The organism is Dehalococcoidia bacterium, assembly GCA_025060295.1.
Classification (GTDB): Bacteria; Chloroflexota; Dehalococcoidia; order Lucifugimonadales; family HRBIN23; genus HRBIN23.
The window spans coordinates 1-17,958 of the sequence record JANXCH010000017.1 but is presented as its reverse complement, the minus strand read 5'-3'; the positions used below and the strand labels follow the sequence as shown (position 1 = coordinate 17,958).

General features: G+C 66.0%; 19 protein-coding genes. 8 read left to right on the top strand and 11 right to left on the bottom strand.

All coding sequences use genetic code 11. From position 1 onward, the window contains the following. Positions 1-336 (bottom strand): hypothetical protein (locus NZ951_07130; protein MCS7207685.1); only part of this gene is annotated, 336 nt, incomplete at its 3' end. Between the two features lie 274 nt (positions 337-610). Between NZ951_07130 and NZ951_07125 the strand changes: the two genes are divergently transcribed. Further along, the gene (locus NZ951_07125) at positions 611-1,390 is read left to right on the top strand and encodes an undecaprenyl-diphosphate phosphatase (GenBank protein MCS7207684.1); all 780 of its coding nucleotides are present in this window, start codon (positions 611-613) and stop codon (positions 1,388-1,390) included. Here NZ951_07125 and NZ951_07120 read toward each other — a convergent pair. Beyond that, on the bottom strand, positions 1,375-3,036 hold the full coding sequence (locus tag NZ951_07120; GenBank protein ID MCS7207683.1) for a hypothetical protein: 1,662 nt from the start codon (positions 3,034-3,036) through the stop codon (positions 1,375-1,377). The genes NZ951_07125 and NZ951_07120 overlap by 16 nt on opposite strands. A 38-nt stretch (positions 3,037-3,074) precedes the next feature. Then, complete coding sequence (locus NZ951_07115; protein ID MCS7207682.1) at positions 3,075-3,863, bottom strand: phosphotransferase; 789 nt, start codon at positions 3,861-3,863, stop codon at positions 3,075-3,077. A 135-nt stretch (positions 3,864-3,998) separates the two neighbouring features. Here NZ951_07115 and NZ951_07110 point away from each other — a divergent pair, with 135 nt between their 5' ends. The 3 genes from NZ951_07110 (at position 3,999) to NZ951_07100 (ending at position 8,427) form a co-directional block, all read left to right on the top strand. Further along, positions 3,999-6,083, top strand: coding sequence for a (Fe-S)-binding protein (locus NZ951_07110; GenBank protein MCS7207681.1), 2,085 nt, complete (start codon positions 3,999-4,001; stop codon positions 6,081-6,083). Positions 6,084-6,114: 31 nt separating this feature from the next. Further along, the gene (locus NZ951_07105; GenBank protein MCS7207680.1) at positions 6,115-7,407 is read left to right on the top strand and encodes an MFS transporter; all 1,293 of its coding nucleotides are present in this window, start codon (positions 6,115-6,117) and stop codon (positions 7,405-7,407) included. An 87-nt stretch (positions 7,408-7,494) separates the two neighbouring features. After that, entirely contained in the window at positions 7,495-8,427 is a 933-nt protein-coding gene (locus NZ951_07100) for a dihydroorotate dehydrogenase (protein MCS7207679.1), read from the top strand. A gap of 27 nt (positions 8,428-8,454) precedes the next feature. On the opposite strand, the gene NZ951_07095 is transcribed toward NZ951_07100, so the two are convergent. The 6 genes from NZ951_07095 to NZ951_07070 all read right to left on the bottom strand — a co-directional run bounded on the left by NZ951_07095 (position 8,455) and on the right by NZ951_07070 (position 13,484). Then, positions 8,455-8,916, bottom strand: coding sequence for a universal stress protein (locus NZ951_07095; GenBank protein ID MCS7207678.1), 462 nt, complete (start codon positions 8,914-8,916; stop codon positions 8,455-8,457). Positions 8,917-8,978: 62 nt separating this feature from the next. Continuing rightward, entirely contained in the window at positions 8,979-9,557 is a 579-nt protein-coding gene (locus NZ951_07090; GenBank protein ID MCS7207677.1) for a GNAT family N-acetyltransferase, read from the bottom strand. 70 nt (positions 9,558-9,627) lie between these two features. After that, positions 9,628-10,380: a DUF3105 domain-containing protein gene (locus tag NZ951_07085; GenBank protein MCS7207676.1), complete on the bottom strand. Its 753-nt coding sequence runs from the start codon at positions 10,378-10,380 to the stop codon at positions 9,628-9,630. 14 nt (positions 10,381-10,394) lie between these two features. Continuing rightward, positions 10,395-11,291, bottom strand: a complete 897-nt coding sequence (locus NZ951_07080) for a phosphoribosylaminoimidazolesuccinocarboxamide synthase (GenBank protein MCS7207675.1) — start codon at positions 11,289-11,291, stop codon at positions 10,395-10,397. 230 nt (positions 11,292-11,521) lie between these two features. Next, positions 11,522-12,814: an adenylosuccinate lyase gene (gene purB / locus NZ951_07075; GenBank protein MCS7207674.1), complete on the bottom strand. Its 1,293-nt coding sequence runs from the start codon at positions 12,812-12,814 to the stop codon at positions 11,522-11,524. Beyond that, positions 12,807-13,484 (bottom strand): HAD-IB family phosphatase, encoded by a 678-nt coding sequence (locus NZ951_07070; GenBank protein MCS7207673.1) that lies wholly within the window; start codon positions 13,482-13,484, stop codon positions 12,807-12,809. The genes purB and NZ951_07070 overlap by 8 nt, the downstream gene beginning before the upstream one ends. A gap of 205 nt (positions 13,485-13,689) precedes the next feature. Between NZ951_07070 and NZ951_07065 the strand changes: the two genes are divergently transcribed. The 3 genes from NZ951_07065 to NZ951_07055 are packed head-to-tail and all read left to right on the top strand — an operon-like array spanning position 13,690 to position 16,001. Continuing rightward, on the top strand, positions 13,690-14,415 hold the full coding sequence (locus NZ951_07065; GenBank protein MCS7207672.1) for an HAD family hydrolase: 726 nt from the start codon (positions 13,690-13,692) through the stop codon (positions 14,413-14,415). Next, positions 14,403-15,026: a bifunctional phosphoribosyl-AMP cyclohydrolase/phosphoribosyl-ATP diphosphatase HisIE gene (hisIE, locus tag NZ951_07060; GenBank protein MCS7207671.1), complete on the top strand. Its 624-nt coding sequence runs from the start codon at positions 14,403-14,405 to the stop codon at positions 15,024-15,026. The genes NZ951_07065 and hisIE overlap by 13 nt, the downstream gene beginning before the upstream one ends. Positions 15,027-15,044: 18 nt before the next feature. Beyond that, positions 15,045-16,001 (top strand): zinc-binding dehydrogenase, encoded by a 957-nt coding sequence (locus NZ951_07055; GenBank protein MCS7207670.1) that lies wholly within the window; start codon positions 15,045-15,047, stop codon positions 15,999-16,001. On the opposite strand, the gene NZ951_07050 is transcribed toward NZ951_07055, so the two are convergent. Beyond that, positions 15,998-16,195 carry a hypothetical protein gene (locus tag NZ951_07050; protein ID MCS7207669.1) on the bottom strand — a complete coding sequence of 66 codons (198 nt, stop codon included), beginning with the start codon at positions 16,193-16,195 and terminating at the stop codon, positions 15,998-16,000. The two genes, NZ951_07055 and NZ951_07050, sit on opposite strands and share 4 nt — an antisense overlap. A gap of 59 nt (positions 16,196-16,254) precedes the next feature. Continuing rightward, positions 16,255-17,061 (bottom strand): Sir2 family NAD-dependent protein deacetylase, encoded by an 807-nt coding sequence (locus NZ951_07045; GenBank protein ID MCS7207668.1) that lies wholly within the window; start codon positions 17,059-17,061, stop codon positions 16,255-16,257. 207 nt (positions 17,062-17,268) lie between these two features. Here NZ951_07045 and NZ951_07040 point away from each other — a divergent pair, with 207 nt between their 5' ends. Beyond that, positions 17,269-17,958: a dienelactone hydrolase family protein gene (locus tag NZ951_07040; GenBank protein MCS7207667.1), complete on the top strand. Its 690-nt coding sequence runs from the start codon at positions 17,269-17,271 to the stop codon at positions 17,956-17,958.

The window sequence follows — 17,958 nt, the reverse complement described above, 5'->3', positions numbered from 1 at the left end:
GGCGGTGGTCCAGGTGGGGTCAAGGGTGGCGGGGTCGGCGTGGGGGACGAAGCGGAGGGTGCCCCCGCGCTTGGGGCCAACGGGAGCGGCAGGCGTTGGTGTAGGCGTGACGACGACGCGTGGTGTGGGGGCGATGAAGGGGGTGGGTGTGGGGCCTGCTGGGGCCGGGGCGGGGGCTGTTACGGGGGTGGGGGTGGGGACAACCGCTGGGGCGGGTGTGGGGGCAGGGGCGTGGGTCGGTGTGGGTGTGGGCGCCGCCGCCGGCCGGCACGCCACCAGAAGGGCCAGCACACCAAGCAACGCCAGAAAGAGCACCGTGCGGGGAACTTTGCTCATTACGCTACCCTCCTCCCTCTTGACGGCGGTAAGTCTATATCATCTTGGGGTGGGCAGGGGATTGGGGGAAAGATGCCCATCGTGTTGGACACATCCTAATGGAAAAGGGCATGGCCTGTCAAGGGGTGCGCCGTATCCCGTGCGACGGCTCATTGCCTGCACCTTATTGCCCAGCATAGACCAGGGGGTGTTGCTTGTCTGTTACAGAACTGTGAGCGCCCTGTAACACACCCTATGCGATACTGGGAGCAGATACTTCGACAAGGATGGGCTCGTGGACGCGTTGGCAGCTGCCCTGGTCCTGGGGCTCGTGCAAGGGTTGACGGAGTTTCTCCCCATCTCCAGTTCGGGGCACCTGGTGCTGGGGGAACACCTACTGAACTATCATCCCCCTGGGTTGGCTTTGGAGGCGGCGGTGCACCTGGCGACTCTGGGGGCCATCATGGCCTACTATCGGGGGCGTCTTGTGCGCTCCCTGGTGCAGGAGCGGGGGTTCTGGGCGCAGGTGGGCATCGCCTTTCTGGTTACGGCTGCGATGGGCTTGTTTCTCCGCTCCCGTGTGGAGGCGGGGTTCGCCTCCCTGGCGATGACGGGCGTGGGATGGCTGTTCAGCGGGGTGGTGTTGCTGGCGACCCAGTGGCGTCTGCGCCGGGCGGGGAGCGGTGATACCCCCGGCTGGTGGGGGGCGGTTCTGGTGGGTATAGCCCAGGGGTTGGCCCTTTTCCCCGGCGTCTCCCGCAGTGGGATGACCATCGCCGCCGCCCTCTGGGCCGGCACGGCCCCTATGCAGGCAGCGCGTTTCTCCTTCTTCCTGGCCTTGCCCACCATCCTGGGGGCTACCACCTACCAACTGGGCCAGGAGGCCTTGACATCGCCGAGTCTTACCGCCTCGTGGGGAGAGGTGGTGGGGGCCTCGGTGGTGGCTGGGGTTTCTGGGTGGGTCGCCATTGGATGGCTCCTGCGGTGGCTGGATGGGCGCCGCTTCTGGCTGTTTGGTGTCTATTGTCTGCTGGCGGGTGCCGGCGCGTTGGCCCTGGCCTATCGGACGGGGTAGCGCTGGGTCGCCTCGACACGCACCGCATCCGGGTAGGAGCCGGGTATCGAGCCGGCACGGAAGAGCCCATCCTCGGTGATAGTGCCTGCCCTGGTGTCCTCCAGACGCCACCGCAGGCGCAGGCCGGGCAGGAAGGTGCCAAAGGCGTCATATCCCTCGGCCAGGAACTGCACCCGCTGGCCCGGGAGCACTGTTACCGTGGGGGGGATGACCTGCAGGCGCTCCAAAGGCCCGCGTACCACTAGGGTTGCCCGCCCTTCCACCACCCGCTCCCCCTGGGCAGTGGGCACCCGCACCAGGGCGCGGATGGCATCGGTATACACCCCGGGTGTGAAGCCGGCTGTGACCTTCCCGTATGGGGTAATACTGCCCGCCTCAGGGGTGTCCAATCGCCACTCCACGGGCACCTCGGCGATGGGCAGGCCATTGCCGTCCAAGTTCACCACGGCTAGGGCAACCGCCTCCCCGGGATATACCTCCACCCGTTGGGGCACGATAACCACGCGGGCTAGGGCTGTGGTATCTGCTGGACGTGGCGGCTGGGGTGGGGCGATGACCACCACTCCCCCGATGGCTGTGGCGGTCGCCTCGCGCCCCTCCAGGCGATAGCGGACGGTGGCCCGCACCGCTTCGGGGTAGTTCCCGACTTGGGACCCCGCTTTAAAGCGCCCGGTGGGGCTAATCTGGCCCGCCTGGGGCGTCAGCACCTCCCACTGCGTGGACAGGACAGGCAACTGCTGCCCCGTCTCGTCCAGCACCAGCACCCGAAAAAGGAGGGTTTCGTTGGGGAGCACCGTGGCCACTGTGGGGAGCACCGACACCTGCACCCGCGGCGGGGCTAACACCGGGTCCAGAATGCGCACCGTTACCGCCTCGCTGACCAAGCCCTGCCCCGCACGGGCACGCAGGGCCTGGGGATAAATGCCCGGCTCTTGCCCTGCTGTGAACTTGCCCGCCACTGTCAGCGTGCCGGCGCGGCTATCCAGCACCTCCCACTCCACGGGCACCCCCGGCACGGGGATACCGGCTTCGTCCACGGGGTAGGCCACCAGGAAAAGGCTCTGCCCAGGGCGCACTTCTACCTGGCGGGGGGCCACCTGCACCTTCACAGGCGTGCGGGTGCGCCCCGCCGGCACAATGGTAACGCTCACCTCCGCGCGGGCGAAGCCCGTCGGCCCCAGGCGGGGGGAGCGGGCCTCTACCACAATGGCTCCCGGATAGGACCCCAGGCGCATCCCCGCCTGAAAGATCCCCCCCGGGCTGACGGAGCCGACGGTCGGGTCGGCCATGCGCCAGCGGAAGGTGGCATCTAGAATGGGGGCACCCTGGCTATCATAGACCAGTGCAGTCAGGGGAACGGTCTCCCCAGGGGCGGCCAACACTTCTCGGGGCACCGGCTCGAGGCGTCCCACCCCGAGGGGCTCCACCGGGCGAATCACCACGCTGGCCGCAGCCTCCCGTTGAATGATCTGGGCCTGGGGCGGGGGAGCAACGGCTGCTGGGGGCGCAGCACCCCCCCTTTGACACGCTGTGCCCAGCAGCAGAAGCCCCCACACCAGAAGACCTATAGACCCCCACCGAGGAGGGGAGAAAGAAGAAGGCCCTCCCGATGGAAGGCGAGGCGAAAAAATGGAGTGAGTGGTCATCAGCGTGTGCTCCCCCTCCCGTTGGATATGCCGAATGCTCATTCCCGTCTAAAAAGGGAGACCAGGCGCCCCCGCTGTGGGGGCACGGGGGGCGTCTCCACCTCTCCATTGTGGACGATGGCGGAGGGGTTGGCACTGAACAGGCGCTGGGCTCCGGCTTGCCCCACCCAGCGTGTAACGACCTCCATAACTGGGCGTACCAGGGGGGCGCGAGGGCCTTGGGCGTGGTGGGCGTCGGTGGCGATGGCGTGGACGAGGCCCTCTTTGAGCATATCCTGTGCAGTGCGCTGGGCAGCCCCACCAAAGCCCCCCAGAAGGCTGGCACCCGTAATCTGAAAGAGGACGCCCAACTCGGCCAACCGCCGCAGGCGCTGGGGCTGACGTTGGAGCACTGCCTGCCGCTCGGGATGGGCCAGCACGGGCGTGATACCCCGCAGACGCAGGGCGAACACCACCTGCTCCGCAAAGGGCGGATAGTGGACAAAGTCCATCTCCACCAGCAGGTAGCGGGAGCCGTTGAGGGAGATAGCCTTGCCCTGCTCCACCAGCCCGATGAGGTCGGGGAGGAAAAAGTGCTCTGCTCCCATCACCACCGTCAGGGAGATGCCCGCTTCAGCCACCGCTTGGCGGAATGCTTCTATCCGCTGGTGCAGGGCCTCTCGTCCGCCGGCGGCCTCCACCTCGCGGGCGTGGGGTGTGGCCACCACTGTGTGCACACCCTCCTGGGCCAACAGGCGGGCCATCTCCAGGGCTTCGGGGAGGGTTTCAGGCCCATCGTCCAGGGCGGGCAAGATATGGCAGTGGAGATCCGTTACCGCATAGGCCACCGTGTGCCCCTAGTGGGGGAGTGCAATCCCTAACCCCTTATTATACGGGAACCCTCTCGGTGGGCTCAGAGGGCTGGGCTTTGCCCCCCTGTGTCCCCTTTGCTAGACTGATAACAGCCTGTGGAAGGAGACGCTATGTCCGAACTCCCTGGCCGTCCAGAGTTCTGGAACATTGGCTATCCCCTGTGGGGGGTGCTGAACTACCTTACTCTGCTGGTGGCCTCTGGCTTCCTGACCTGGGCCTTGTATCGGCGGTGGCGCATTTGGCGACTGGGGAAACCCAATCCCGACTTGGGTCCCTGGAAGGACAGGCTGTGGCGCTCCCTGCGGCTGGGGTTTTTGGACCTGTTCGGGCACCGGCGCTTTGTGCGCAAGGAACTGTATGCGGGGCTGATGCACTTCTTTCTTTTCTGGGGCGCCACCTTTCTGGTCATCGCGACCACTTTGGGGGCCATTGAGTTCAACTGGCATAAGTACATCGCCCCCTTCGTGCGCATTGAGTTTCCCACCGCCTATATCCGCACTTACACCGCCTTCGTCTGGGACATCGCTGGCGGGCTGTTCACCATGATCGGTGTCGGTATGGCCGCCTATCGGCGCTATGTGGTGCGCCCGCCCCGCCTGAACACCGTTCTGGACGACGGCGTCGTGCTGTCTTTTATCGCTGTGCTGGTGCTCACGGGCTTCCTGGTGGAGGGGTTGCGGTGGGCGGCCAATCCCCCGGAAAAGCGCTGGATGGAGCCTATCGGTCTCCTGTTCTCCCTCCCTTTCAAGGGGATGGAGGAGGGGTGGCAACTGGCCCTGCACCGCATCTTTTATGCCTTCCATGTGAGCGTTTACGCGGGGGCCATCGCCTACGCCGCCATCCGCTTCAGCAAGTTCACGCATATGCTGGTCAGCCCCGCCAATGCGGTGCTCCGCTCCCACCGCCCCCTGGGTGCTCTGCGCCCTATGGGCGATTTGACCGCTTTGGAGCGCTTCGGGGCCAGCGACATCACCGACTTCACCTGGAAGGGGCTGCTGGACTTTGACGCCTGCACCAACTGCGGGCGGTGCCAGGACCAGTGCCCCGCCTGGGCCAGCGGGAAGCCCCTGTCGCCCCGCAAACTTATCCAAGACCTGAAGGCCTATATGGAGGAGCGGGCCCCCGCCCTTCTGGCCGCCAAGGCCCAGGGGACAGCGCCCCCCCCTCCAGCGCGCCGTATGGTGCAGGACGCCGTAACCGAGGAGGTCATCTGGTCGTGCACCACCTGCCGGGCGTGTATGGAGGCGTGCCCCGTGTTTATTGAGCACATTGACCACATCGTGGACATGCGCCGTTACCTGGTGCTGGAGGAGTCGTCCATTCCGGGGACGGCTTTGCAGGCTCTCCAAAGCATGGAGACGCGGGGGCATCCCTGGCGGGGCACCTCCTTCACCCGCACCGATTGGGCCAAGGGTCTGGGGGTGAAGACTTTGGCCGAGGATCCCGAGGCCGATGTGCTTCTGTGGGTGGGGTGTACGGCGGCATTGGAACAGCGCAGTCAGGGGATGGCCCGCGCCGCTGCCCGCCTGCTGCAGCGGGCGGGGGTGCGCTTCGCCATCCTGGGGGATGAGGAGGTGTGCACGGGCGACCCCGCCCGCCGGATGGGCAACGAGTATCTGTTCCAGACCCTGGCCCAGCAGAACATCCAGACCTTCCAGCGCTACGGGGTGAAGACCATCCTCACCCTGTGTCCCCACTGCTTCAACACCCTGCGCAACGAGTATCCCCAACTGGGCTGGCAGGGCGAGGTGGTGCACTATACCACCTTTGTGGCCGCCCTCATTCGGCAGGGGAAACTGCGCCCCGTCAAGCCCGTCCCCACCACCCTGGCCTACCACGACTCGTGCTACCTGGGACGCCACAACGGGATTTACGAGGAGCCGCGGGAGATCGCGCGTGCCATTCCGGGGGTGCGCTTGGTGGAGATGGAACCCCGCTGTCGGGAGCGGGGCTTCTGCTGTGGTGCAGGCGGGGGGCGCATGTGGATGGAGGAGACGGGCCAGCGGGTCAACCGCCTCCGCACCGACCACTTCTTGGCGACGGGGGCCGAAACGGTGGGCGTCTCCTGCCCCTTCTGCCTGCAGATGTTCACCGAGGGCATTAGCGCCAAGGGGGTGGCCGACCAGAAGAAGGCGCGCGACCTGCTGGAGGTGTTGGCCGAAAGCGTGGACGGCGACACCCCGCCCAAGCCCTAAGGCTTGACCCCCGCGGACAGCAGACGACAGTATGCGGACGGTGCGTCAGGACGGGCAGACTCCCTCCCCCTGGCGTGCGCGGCGCTTCCCCGTGCGGACCTTTGCCTCCCTGGCCATTCGGGACTACCGCTACCTGTGGCTGGGGCTGGTGAGCACCTCCCTGGGCCTCTGGATGGACCAGGTGGCACGGGGGTGGCTGATGTATAGCCTGACCCGCTCGGCCCTGGACCTGGGTTTGGTGATGGCGGTGCGGGGCTTGCCCACCCTCATCTTTGGGGTGGTAGCCGGGGTGGTGGCCGACCGCTACGGGCGGAAGGCCCAACTCCTCCTCTCCCAGGGGACGAACTGCCTTCTGAACCTTGTGCTGGCCCTCCTGGTGGCTACCCAGCGCATTCAGCCCTGGCATGTGTACCTGACGGGGTTCCTGGCGGGCACGGTGCAGGCTTTTCAGCAACCTGCGCGCCAGTCGCTCCTGAGCGACCTTGTGGGGCGGGAGAATCTGATGAACGCCATCGGCCTCAACTCGGCCGCCTTTAATCTGGCCCGCAGTGTGGGGCCAGCCCTTGCTGGAGTGGTTATCGCCCTTGTCGGGGTGGCGGGGAGTTACGTGCTGCAGGCGGGATTGTATGCTGTGGCGACGGTGTGGACGGTGCAGATGCGTGTGCCCCAGGAACGGGAGGAGGCACGCCAGCGCGCCAGCCGTCAGGCCTCCTTCCTGGGCAATCTCGGTGAGGTGTTCGCCTATCTGTGGACGCATCGCCTTATTTTGGCGCTGGTGTTGCTGGGGGTTGTGCCCCTGATGCTGGGGATGCCTTTCACCTCCCTTCTGCCCGTGTTTGCGGTGGACATCTTGGGGGTGGGGGCCAGCGGGCAGGGGCTGATGTTGGCTGGCGTGGGGGTGGGGGCCCTCGTGGGGGCGATTGGGGTGGCCTCCCTGGGAGAGGGCCAGGCGCGGGGGGTGTATCTGCTGGGGGCTTCGGCCCTCTTGGGCGTCAGCCTTGTCCTGTTCTCCCTGTCCCCATGGTTGGCGATGGCGGTGGGCATGGCTTTTCTGACGGGCTTGTTCCGCACGGTCTACACCACCCAGACTCAAACCGCCCTCCAGATGCTGGCCCCCGACCACCTGCGGGGACGCATTATGAGCATTTACCTGTTAGACAGGGGGCTGGTGCCGATAGGGAGCATCCTGGCGGGGGCGCTGGCCCACGCCTGGGGCGCACCCACCGCCGTGGCTCTGATGGGGGGGGCGGTAGTGGTGTGCACCCTTGCTATAGCGTTGGCCGTCCCCAGTGTGCGCACCGTGAACCTACGCGCCAGGGGGTAATGCCCCCTTCAAGGCCGACACGCCTCCCAGGAGGCTTTCCCTTGCCATGCCCTTGCATTTGGGGCACAATACCCCCAGGAGCGTCCCGTGGATTTGACCGTTGACCTGGCCCCCCGCCATCCCCGCGGCCTGCGCCTGAAAAGCCCTGTCCTATGGGCGTCGGGCACCTTTGGCACCGATGGGTATGGGGGTGGTCTACCCCGCACGGTGCGCCTGCACCACCTGGGAGCCGTGGTGGTGAAGACCACTACCCTGCATCCCCGCAGGGGCAATCCCACGCCGCGCATCGTCCATGGCCACGGCTGGATGCTCAACTCCATCGGCTTGGAGAACCCGGGGATTGACGCCGTGCTGGAGCGCTACCCCTCCCAGTGGGCCACGTGGCCTATCCCTGTGATCGTGAGTATTGCCGGGGAGCGGGTGGAGGAGTTCGCCCAGTTAGCCCGACGCGCCGAGGGGCACAAGGGCATCGCTGGCTTGGAGCTGAACCTGTCCTGCCCCAATGTGGAGGGGGGGTTGGCCTTTGCTCAGAGCGCCGAGGCCACGGCCCTGGTGGTGCGCCGGGTGAAGGAGGTTACCAGCCTTCCCCTCATCGTCAAACTCTCTCCCCAGGTGGATGACATCATCCCCATAGCGCGGGCGGCCCAGCAGGCGGGGGCCGACGCCCTGGCCCTCACCAACACCCTGGTGGGGTTGGCCATAGACCTCCAGGGGCGACGCCCCGCCTTAGGCGGGGGGACGGGGGGTGTCTCTGGCCCTGCCCTCAAGCCAGTGGCTCTGGCGATGGTCTACCAGGCCTATGCCGCTGTGGATATCCCCCTGATTGGCATCGGAGGCATTACCTGTGGGGAGGATGCCTTGGAATACCTGATGGCGGGGGCGACAGCGGTTGGGGTGGGCACAGCCGGCCTGGTAGATCCCACCGCTCCCCAACGCATCGCCGGGGAGTTGGTAACGGCGCTACGGCGTTATGGCTTCAGGACGGCGCAGGAGGCGGTGGGCGTCGCCCACCGCCGGTAGCCGGTAATAAGAAGGGGTTGTCCCCTTTCAAACGTGAGCCCGCAGGGCTTCTTTGGGCCGGATGAGGACGACGGGGATAGTGAGGCGGGCGAGGACGGCATCCGCCACGCTTCCGTAGAGGCGTTGGAAGGTGCCCCCCTTGCCGTGGGTGGACATGACCACGGCGTCCACATTATGGGTGTAGGCGTAGCGGACGATCTCCGCCGCCGGTTCGCCGGCGGTAACGGCCCAGCGGGTTTCAATCCCAGCCGCCTCCAGTTCTCCCTTGAGGCGTTGCATATAGGTATCTATCTGGGCGAAGGCCTCCCGCTCCTTTTGGGTGAGGGGACGGCTGGGGACACCCTCCCGGGGCACCACGTGGAAGAGGGTGATGGCAGCCCCGAAGGCTTTGGCCAGGGCGGCGGCGTGCGGGACAGCCTGGGCGGCCACTTCACTCCCGTCCAGGGGCACCAGGATGTGCTGATAGCGGATGGTTTGGAGAAGGGGCATTGTTCCTCCGATGCGGGGGGTTCTGCATGGGGTAGGCAAGGGGCGGGATGGACGCCCTGCAGTTAGAACTGCCACCACTCATACCATTTCCCCAAGGGCAGGTCTAGGATGACCAAGTCGTGGGGTTTGCCGTCTCGGTCTTTGATATACCCCGGGAGGGAGGCCACCCGCACGAATCCCAGGCGCTCGGCGGTTTGAATAGCTAGTTCCTGGGCACCGGCAGCGGCCTCGTAGGTAATACGCTCCAGGCCGGCGTCGTGGGCGATGGCACACAGTTCCTGGATCAGGACGGTGCCCAGGCCCTTTTGCCGATAGTCGGGGTCGACCACGAGGCGGATTTCCCCCACATGCCGACGCGCCCCCGCCCGGCGGCGGTGCAGAGTGGCGTCGGCCACGACGCGTCCATTGACCACCGCCAATAGGGGCAGGGCGCGGTCGTAGTCCAACTCCTGGCACCACCGCTGGATGACTTTCGGGCTCGTTACATCCTCCTTCAGGTAGTACCGGTCGTCGTCGGGCACCCGTTTGAAAAACTCCAAAAGGGCGGGGCCGTCCTGGGCGGTCATGGGACGGAGCACGACCGTTGTGCCGTCGCGCAGGGTTACCTCTTTGGGATAGCGGGTGAGGCGGTAGATGGGCATGCTCCCCTCCGCAGTGGGGGCGTGTGCGCTGGGCGCAGGATGAGCCCCTCTCTTCCAGTGTAAACCATTGCTAGGGTGTGCAGGTGATGCGCTCCGGTCCGCGGTTGCGGAACTGGTCAAGGAACTTCTGGATGGCCTCCTCGTCCACCCGCACCAGATATTGCAGGGCTGTCCAAGCCGTGAGGGCCAGGGGATAGCGTAGGCCTGTTTGGGTGTCCACAATGGGGCGCGGGTAGGGGGTCACGATCAGGTAGCAGGGGAAATCCTTTTGCTGGCGAAACAGGCTGTGTAGCGCCTCCACCTGGTCGGCGGGGAGGATCTCCGGGTCATAGAAGGCGATGACGCCCCCTACCCGCAGGTTGCGCACCAGGAGTTCCTCCTCCCTGGGGGTGCTCTTGATGCCCCAGGCATCGCCCACGGGCCAGTAGGGGCCCGAGGTGGGGGGCACGGTGGTGTAGGGCACAGGACTGCGGATGCCCACCGTCAGGGGGTAACTGGGTTGCTCGGGTAGACGGCGCACCTCGCTGTGGGCGGTGGCGGTGCCCACGGGGGTGAGGACGGGTGTGGGGGTGGGCGTGGGGAGGGGCTCAGGGGTCGGGAGGGGTTCGGTGGCGGGGGCGGCCGGGCTGGGAGGCGGAAGGGATGTGATGAGCAGGGAGGCGATGACCGCAAAGCCCACGACGAAGACCCCCGCCACAAAAGCCCACCGCACCAGACGCCTGCGGAAACGGCGCTGGGCCTTCCGCTGGGTGCGCTCCATCCGTCGGCGTTGGCGCGGGGTGGGGCCCAGGGGTTCGGCCTGGGGTCGCCTCCACAAGGGCACAGCCCCCTTCCTCCTTACAACTCCTTCCCCGTGAGGCGGCGGTAGGCTTCCAGGTAGCGCTGGCGGGTCTTCTCCACGATGTCGGGGGGGAGGGCAGGAGCGGGGGGCTCCTTATTCCACCCCGACTGGGTCAGCCAGTCCCGCACGAACTGCTTGTCAAAGTTGGGGAGGCTTTTGCCAGGCTGGTAGCCCGCCGCATCCCAGAAGCGGCTGGAGTCGGGGGTGAGGAGCTCGTCAATCAGAATCAGTTGCCCGTCCACCAGGCCGAACTCCATCTTGGTGTCGGCGATGATGATGCCCTTTTGCAGTGCCCACTGGTGGGCATAGGAGTAGACCTGGATGGTGGCATCCCGTATGCGCTCGGCCAGGGATTGGCCGACCATCTGCACCACCTGGGCGAAGGAGAGGGGCTGGTCGTGGCCGGTGGTGGCTTTGGTGGTGGGGGTGAAGAGGGGTTGGGGGAGGCGTTCCCCCTCCCGCAGGCCTTTGGGCATGGGCTGGCCGTGCACGGTGCCCTGGGAGCGGTATTCGGCCCAGGCGGAGCCGGCCAGGTAGCCCCGCACCACGGCCTCCACATCCACCCGCTTGGCGCGGCGCACCAACATGGCACGCCGGCGTATCTCGGGAGGCAGGTCGGCGACCTGGGGGGCGATGCGCACGGCCTCGGGCTCGTCGGCCATGGCCAGGAAGTGATTGGGGAACAGGTGGGCCGTCTGGCGGAACCAGAAGGCCGACAGTTTGGCCAGCACCACACCCTTTTCGGGTATAGCAGTAGGAAGCACCACGTCAAAGGCGGAGATGCGGTCGGTGGCGACCATGAGCAGGATGCCCTTGCCCAGGTCGTAGGTGTCCCGCACCTTGCCCCGATAAAGCAGGTTGGGGAGGTTGGTCTGCCAGATGGTGGTGGTCATAGCGTCTGCCCTCCTCAATAGACATCATAGTAGAGGTGATGGCCTCGACACCTCACCCTTGCGCGTGCCCTTGCAATGCCCGATCCTGCATGAGCACGGGGAACAGAACGCTTCCCCTTTGTTGTGCGATGGGCACTCTCCGTGCCCTCGGGGCCAGATTGCGCCTGCCCGGATGGGGTGTCTCGCCTTTTGGGGACATTTGTGATGTTACCCTCTTTGTCTACTGACACTTACCCCAACCCCGCCCGGCGGAACTTCTCCCCAATGTAGCGGGTGTAGTAGCCGTAGTCAAACAGCCCGTCCAGGTCGGCGGGGGACAGGAGCGCCTGCACCCGGGGGTCAGTGCGCACCAGGGTGCGGAAGTCCAGCCCCTCGTCCCAACAGCGCATGGCGTGGCGTTGGACGAGGTCGTAGGCCTCCTCCCGGCGCATCCCCTTCTCCACGAGGGCCAGCATCACCCGTTGGGAGAACACCAGCCCCCGCGTCAGCTCCAGGTTGTCCCGCATGCGCTGGGGGAACACCCGCATCCCCCGCACGATGAAGGTGAACAGGTCTATGGCGTAGTCCAAATAGGTGGTGGCCTCGGGTAGGGTGATGCGCTCGGGGGCCGAGTTGGAGATATCTCGCTCGTGCCAGAGGGCCACATTCTCCAAGCCGGTTACGGCATAGCCCCGCAGCAGGCGGGCCAGCCCACACACCCGCTCCGATAACTCGGGGTTGCGCTTGTGGGGCATAGCCGAGGAGCCGGTTTGCCCCTCCCCGAAAGGCTCCTCCACCTCCCGCACCTCGGTGCGCTGGAGGTGGCGGATTTCGGTGGCGAAGCGCTCCAGGGATGAGGCGATAAGGGCCAGGGTGGTGAGCAGGCGGGCGTGGCGGTCGCGGTGCACCACCTGGCTGGAGAAGGGTTCGGGGCGCAGGCCCAGCAGGCGACACACCCGCTCCTCAATGGAGGGGGGCACGGTCGCATGGGTGCCTACCGCCCCCGAGATTTTGCCCACCGCCACCTCCTCCCGCGCCTGGGCTAGACGCCGGCGCTGGCGGCGCACCTCGTCCCACCAGGTGGCCAGTTTCAGGCCAAAGGTAATGGGTTCGGCGTGGACGCCGTGCGTGCGCCCTATCATCAGGGTATCGCGGAACTCTATCGCCCGCTCCCGCAACACCTCTTCCAAAGCGGCGAGGTCGGCGTCCAGGATGTCGCAGGCCTCCGCCAGTTGGAGGGCTTGGGCGGTGTCGATCACATCGTTGGAGGTGAGGCCCAGGTGGAGCCAGCGCCCCTCGGGCCCCAGGGTTTCGGTAACCGAGCGCAAAAAGGCCGTCACATCGTGGCGGGTGCGCTGGAAAATGTCCTGCAGGCGGGCCATGTTGTAGCGGGCGTGGCGCAGTTTCTCCATATCCTCTGGGGGGATGACCCCCTCCTCGGCCCACGCCTCGCACACGGCAATTTCCACCTTCAGCCACAGGTCGTATTTGTGTTCCTCCGACCAGAGGCGTTTCATGGGGGGGCGGGTGTAGCGCTCAAGCACGGTGGGCCTCCTGCACAGACGACGCCTGCACAACCTTCAGCACATCGGTGAAGTCCCGCAGAGGATGGGCGGGGATTGCCGCCAGCTGGCAGTACTCTAGCAGGGACTTGTGGGCGAACAGGATGTCGCTCCGTGCGGCGGGGCAAAGGTCGGAGCCGGAACTGTCCCCCACATAGAGGATACGGTGCCTTTGCTGGCGGTAGATATCTACCACCCGACACTTGCAGTTGCCCCACTCCCAGCAGTAGGGGGTGGCCCAGGGGTAGGTATAGACGGGGCCGTGCGCTGTGAAACGCACCTGGACGGCGTGGATGGTTACATAAGGGAGGACGCCGTAGCGCCCCAGCAGGGCCTCCACATAAAACTGCAGGCCGTTGGTTACGATAGCCAGGGGGATATGGTTCTGGTAACAGAAGCGGGCCAGGTCGGGGAAGCCGTGGCGCAGGCGGGCGTGCTCCTGCACATAGCGGGCCATCGCCTCCACGGGGGCCGAAACCGCTGCGAAGGCGCGCTCCTGATACTCCCGCAGGGTTAAGCGCCCGGCGCGGAAGGCCTCCCGCAGGGAGCGCCAGTCGCCCTGGCAGAAGGCGGTGAGGAGCAGTTCGGCCACATTCTGCTCGGCCGCCGTTTCGTCAAAATCCACCAGGACGGCGAGGGGCTGGGTGTTCATTGGCCCGTTACTTTCCATGATAGGCTAAAGTCGGGGGTTCGCCTAGAGCGGGGGGATATTTGGGCAAGGTCTTGGGAGGGGTGTGAGTGGGGGTTGTGGTCCTGGGCGGGGTTCTCCGCCATCGCTTCAGGGGAGCAGGTCAGCATCCCTGCCCTTCCGCAGGGGTGGCGTATAATTCCCCCTAAAGACATTGCAAGTGGGATCCATGGCTGTCAAAGCCATTTTGTTTGACTTGTATAACACCCTCGTCCGCAACGAGGCGCGCCAGTGGGTGCAGACTTTTGAGGAGATATGCCGTCTGCAGGGTATCCCCCTGGATCCGGCCCAGATGTGGGCGCGGTGGCAGGCGGTGGAGGTGGAGGAGCGCCGCCGGCGGGTGAATCTAGCCCAACCGGACGCCTCCCCTCCCTATAAGACCTACCGCGTCACCTGGACGCTCTGCTTTGAAAGGGTTTTCGCCGAGGTGGGGGTGCAGGGCAACCCTGCCGAAGCAGCCGACCTGTGCATCCGTGCGATGGGGTGTCGGGAGGCGTTTCCCGAGGCGATGCCCCTGCTCCAGTCGTTACGGGGGCGGGTGCGCCTGGGCATCCTCTCCAATGCCGATGTGGACTTTTTCTACCCCCTGCTGGCCCGCCAGGTCTTTCCGGTGGACATTGCTCTCTGCTCGGAGGAGGCGCGGGCCTATAAGCCCCACCCCCGCCCCTTTCAGGTCGCCCTGGCCTGGCTGGGGCTGACACCCCGGGAGGTGTTGTTCGTAGGGGATTCCCTAGAGGAGGATATTCAAGGGGCTAAACGGGTGGGCTTACGGACCCTGTGGCTGAACTGGGCGAAGGCCGAGGTGCCGCAGGGTCTGCTTCCGCCCGATGCCCAGGCCTACTCTTTGGCCGATGTGGCAGCCTATTGTGCACTGGAGGTCCTATGCCGACTTTGAAACTGGACGAACGGGGGCTCATTCCCGCTATCGCCCAGGACGCCCGCACGGGCCAGGTGCTGATGCTGGGATGGATGAGCCCCGGGGCTCTGAAGCGCACCCTGGAGGGGGGCGACGCCTGGTTCTACAGCCGTTCCCGTGCGGACCTCTGGCACAAGGGGGAGGTGTCGGGGACTTATCTGAAGGTGCGGAGGGTGTGGGCCGACTGCGACGGGGATACCCTGCTCCTGCAGGTGGAGCCGACAGGCCCCCAGGTGTGCCACACAGGCCAGCCTGCGTGCTTCTTCACGCCGGTGGAGGCCCTGCCAACCTTTGAGCGCCCCCCCGCCGGGAGCGGGGTCTTGGAGGACCTTTTCGCCACCATCCGCCAGCGGCAGAGGGATATGCCCCCGGACAGTTACACGGCGCGTCTTCTGCAAGAGGGGACGGCCCGCATCGCCCAGAAGGTGATAGAAGAGGCTGGGGAGACGGCTTTATCGGCCGCGCAGGGGCAGAAAGAGGCCGTGGCCCGTGAGGCTGCCGACCTGCTGTATCATCTCCTTGTGCTTCTGGCGAGCGTGGGCTTGACACCGTCTGCGGTGTGGGAGGAACTGCGCGCCCGCCAACGCTAGCACTGCGGAGGGAAGGCTATGAAGGCCATCCAGGTCATCGCCCCCCAACGCATGCGCCTGGTCGATGTGCCCATCCCTGCGCCCGGCCCCGGGCAGGTGCTGGTGCGCATGGAGGCCCTCTCCATCTGCGGGACGGACATGCGGCGCTATCGGCATCCCCAGCCGGCGTACCCGTTGGAGGCGGGGGTGCCCTGCCACGAGTGCGCCGGCACCATTGTGGAAAGCCGTGCCGACGGTTGGAAAGAGGGGCAGAGGGTCATCCTGCTGCCGGCTCTGAACATGAACGGAGGGGCCGAATATGTGGTGGGCAGCCCCTCCATGCTCATCGCTTTGCCCCCCGAGGGGGACGCGGGCGAGTGGCTGATGTGTCAGCCGTGGGGGACGGTGCTTTATGCGCTCGAGCGGGTGGGGTCGGTGCTGGGGAAGCAGGTGGTAGTGGTCGGACAGGGGGCCATCGGCCTGCTGTTCACCATGAGCCTGCTCCGGATGGGGGCGGATTTCGTTGCTGTTGTGGACCCCTTGGAGGAGCGCTTGGCGCTGGCGCGTCGCCTGGGGGCGCACCTGACCCTCAACCCCCACCGGCAGGATGCAGTGAAAGCCCTTCTGGAGGCCACCCAGGGACGAGGCGGGGACTTGGTGGTGGAGGCCTCGGGGGAGCCGGAGGCCATAGACACGGCTCTTCAGGTGGCTCGGGTGTATGGCACGGTGGTGCTGTTCGGCATCCCCGAGGAGGACCGGGTGCACCTGCATTACTTTGAGGTCTTGCGCAAACAGTTGACCCTGCTGGCTACCGTGAGCGCCACCAGCGAGGACCCGACCCGTTTTATCAAGTTAGCGGTGGAGTTGCGGAGACGGGGGTTTGCCGACCCGGCGTGGATCATCACCCACCGCATGGGGTTAGAGGACGCCCCCCGCGCCTACGACCTGTATGCCCGTCGGGCGGAGGGGGTGGTGAAGGTGGTGTTGAAGGTCTAGCGGGTCAGCAGAGCGCCCAGGACGGCGGCGATCACGGTAACCCACATCCCCAGCATCACGCCCATCAGCCAGCGGAACTGGGAGTCCTGACGCGCCTCTAGGCGATCCAGCCGGGTCTCAAAGCGCTCCAGGCGGTCGCGCACCTTTTCCAGAAGGGCTTCCAAACGGGCGAGGCGTTCGGTTTCGGTGGTCATCGCCTTTCCCCTGTGTGGGCCTTTTGGCTCCACTAGTGTATCTTACCCGTGAAGGGGGGTCAACCCCGCATCCCTGTAGATGGCCCCTCGGGGCTTGCCGACAGCATCTCCACCAGGCGGGGCAGGGCCACGGCTGCCGAAGCACGCACTACCACGTCGCACAACGGTGTCAGGTGCGTCTGGAGGGGATTGATCTCGATGAGGCGTCCCCCCTGCATCTTGACCATCTGAGGGAAGCCCGCCGCCGGATACACGGTGCCCGAAGTGCCTACCAGGAGCATGCAGTCGCACTGGGCCGTCTCCTCGTAGCAGGCCTCAAGCCACGCCCGGGGGATGGGTTCTCCGAACATGACCCCATCCCCCTTGATTAGCCCCCCGCACTCGGGGCAGGGGGGCGGAATCTCCTTGATAACGAACTCCTTGCGCGGAACCCGCAGGCCACACCCGATGCAGCGCAGGAAGGTGCGGTTGCCGTGGATTTCAATGAGGCGCTGGCTTCCTGCCTCCCGATGGAGGTTGTCCACATTTTGGGTGATGGTGCACCGCAGGATGCCCATGCGCTCCAAGGCTACGAGGGCGAAGTGGCCGGGGTTGGGCTTGGCCTGGGCGATGGCGCGGGCCAGTTCGGCGCGGGGGCCTTCCGTGTCGGGGCGCATCTGCTCCTCCCAGTAGGCGCGGGGGTCTCGCAGGAAGCGCTGGTAACCATCCATGGGTGGCTCACCATAACGCGTCCACAGCCCGTCGGGCCCCCGAAAGGTGGGAATCCCGCTTTCGCGGGAAAGCCCTGCCCCCACCAACGCCACCACATACCGGGAGGCTCGCAGGCACTGCACCGCTTCTAAAACAGCCTTTTCCCATTCGTGCATAGCCAGCCTCGGGAAGAGGAATGCTCCTGCCAGGGACAGTATACTCCCCCGTGAAGGGGTCCGCTGGGGCGGGATGTACCCAACTCCCCTGGCTTCGTCCCCGACCTTCCGGCAGTAGCTCCCTAGCGCATGCGGTTGCACCGTGTGGACGCCTTCTGGTAAGATGGCAGGGCGAAAGAGGCACACCCATTTCTTGGGGAGGAGTGTATGCCCGTGCGTGTGCGTGCCCGCCAGGTGCAGTATCCCCACAATGGGAGCAAGACCCCGGCCTACCTGGCCCAGCCGGCGGAGCCCGGCACATACCCGGGAGTGGTGGTGATACAGGAGTGGTGGGGATTGGAGCCGCACATACAGGATGTTGCCCGCCGCTTCGCAGGGGAGGGGTTCATTGCCCTGGCTCCCGACCTGTACCACGGCAAAATTGCCAAGGAGCCTTCGGAGGCGGAGAAGCTGATGATGGCTCTGAACATGGAGCGAGCGGTGCGGGAGATTATCTCGGGGGTGAACTATTTGAAGGGTTTGGAGGGGTGTAATGGGAAGGTGGGGGTGGTGGGGTTCTGCATGGGCGGGGGGCTGGCGCTGCTGACGGCCCTGCGTTCGGCGGGGGTGAGCGCCTGCGTGGACTTCTACGGGGCTATTCCCGACCCTCTGGACCAGGTGAAGCACCTGGAATGCCCCCTGTTGGGCATCTTCGCCGCCCAGGACCACTGGGTGAAGGTGGCCGATGTGCGCAGGTTGCGGCGGCGGTTGAAGGCGTTTGGGAAGCAGGCGGAGGTGCGCATCTACCGGGGGGTGGACCACGCCTTCTTCAACGACACCCGCCCCCTCTATAACGCCCGCGCCGCCAAAGACGCCTGGCGGCGGACGCTGGCCTTCTTCCGCCAGCATTTGGGGTAA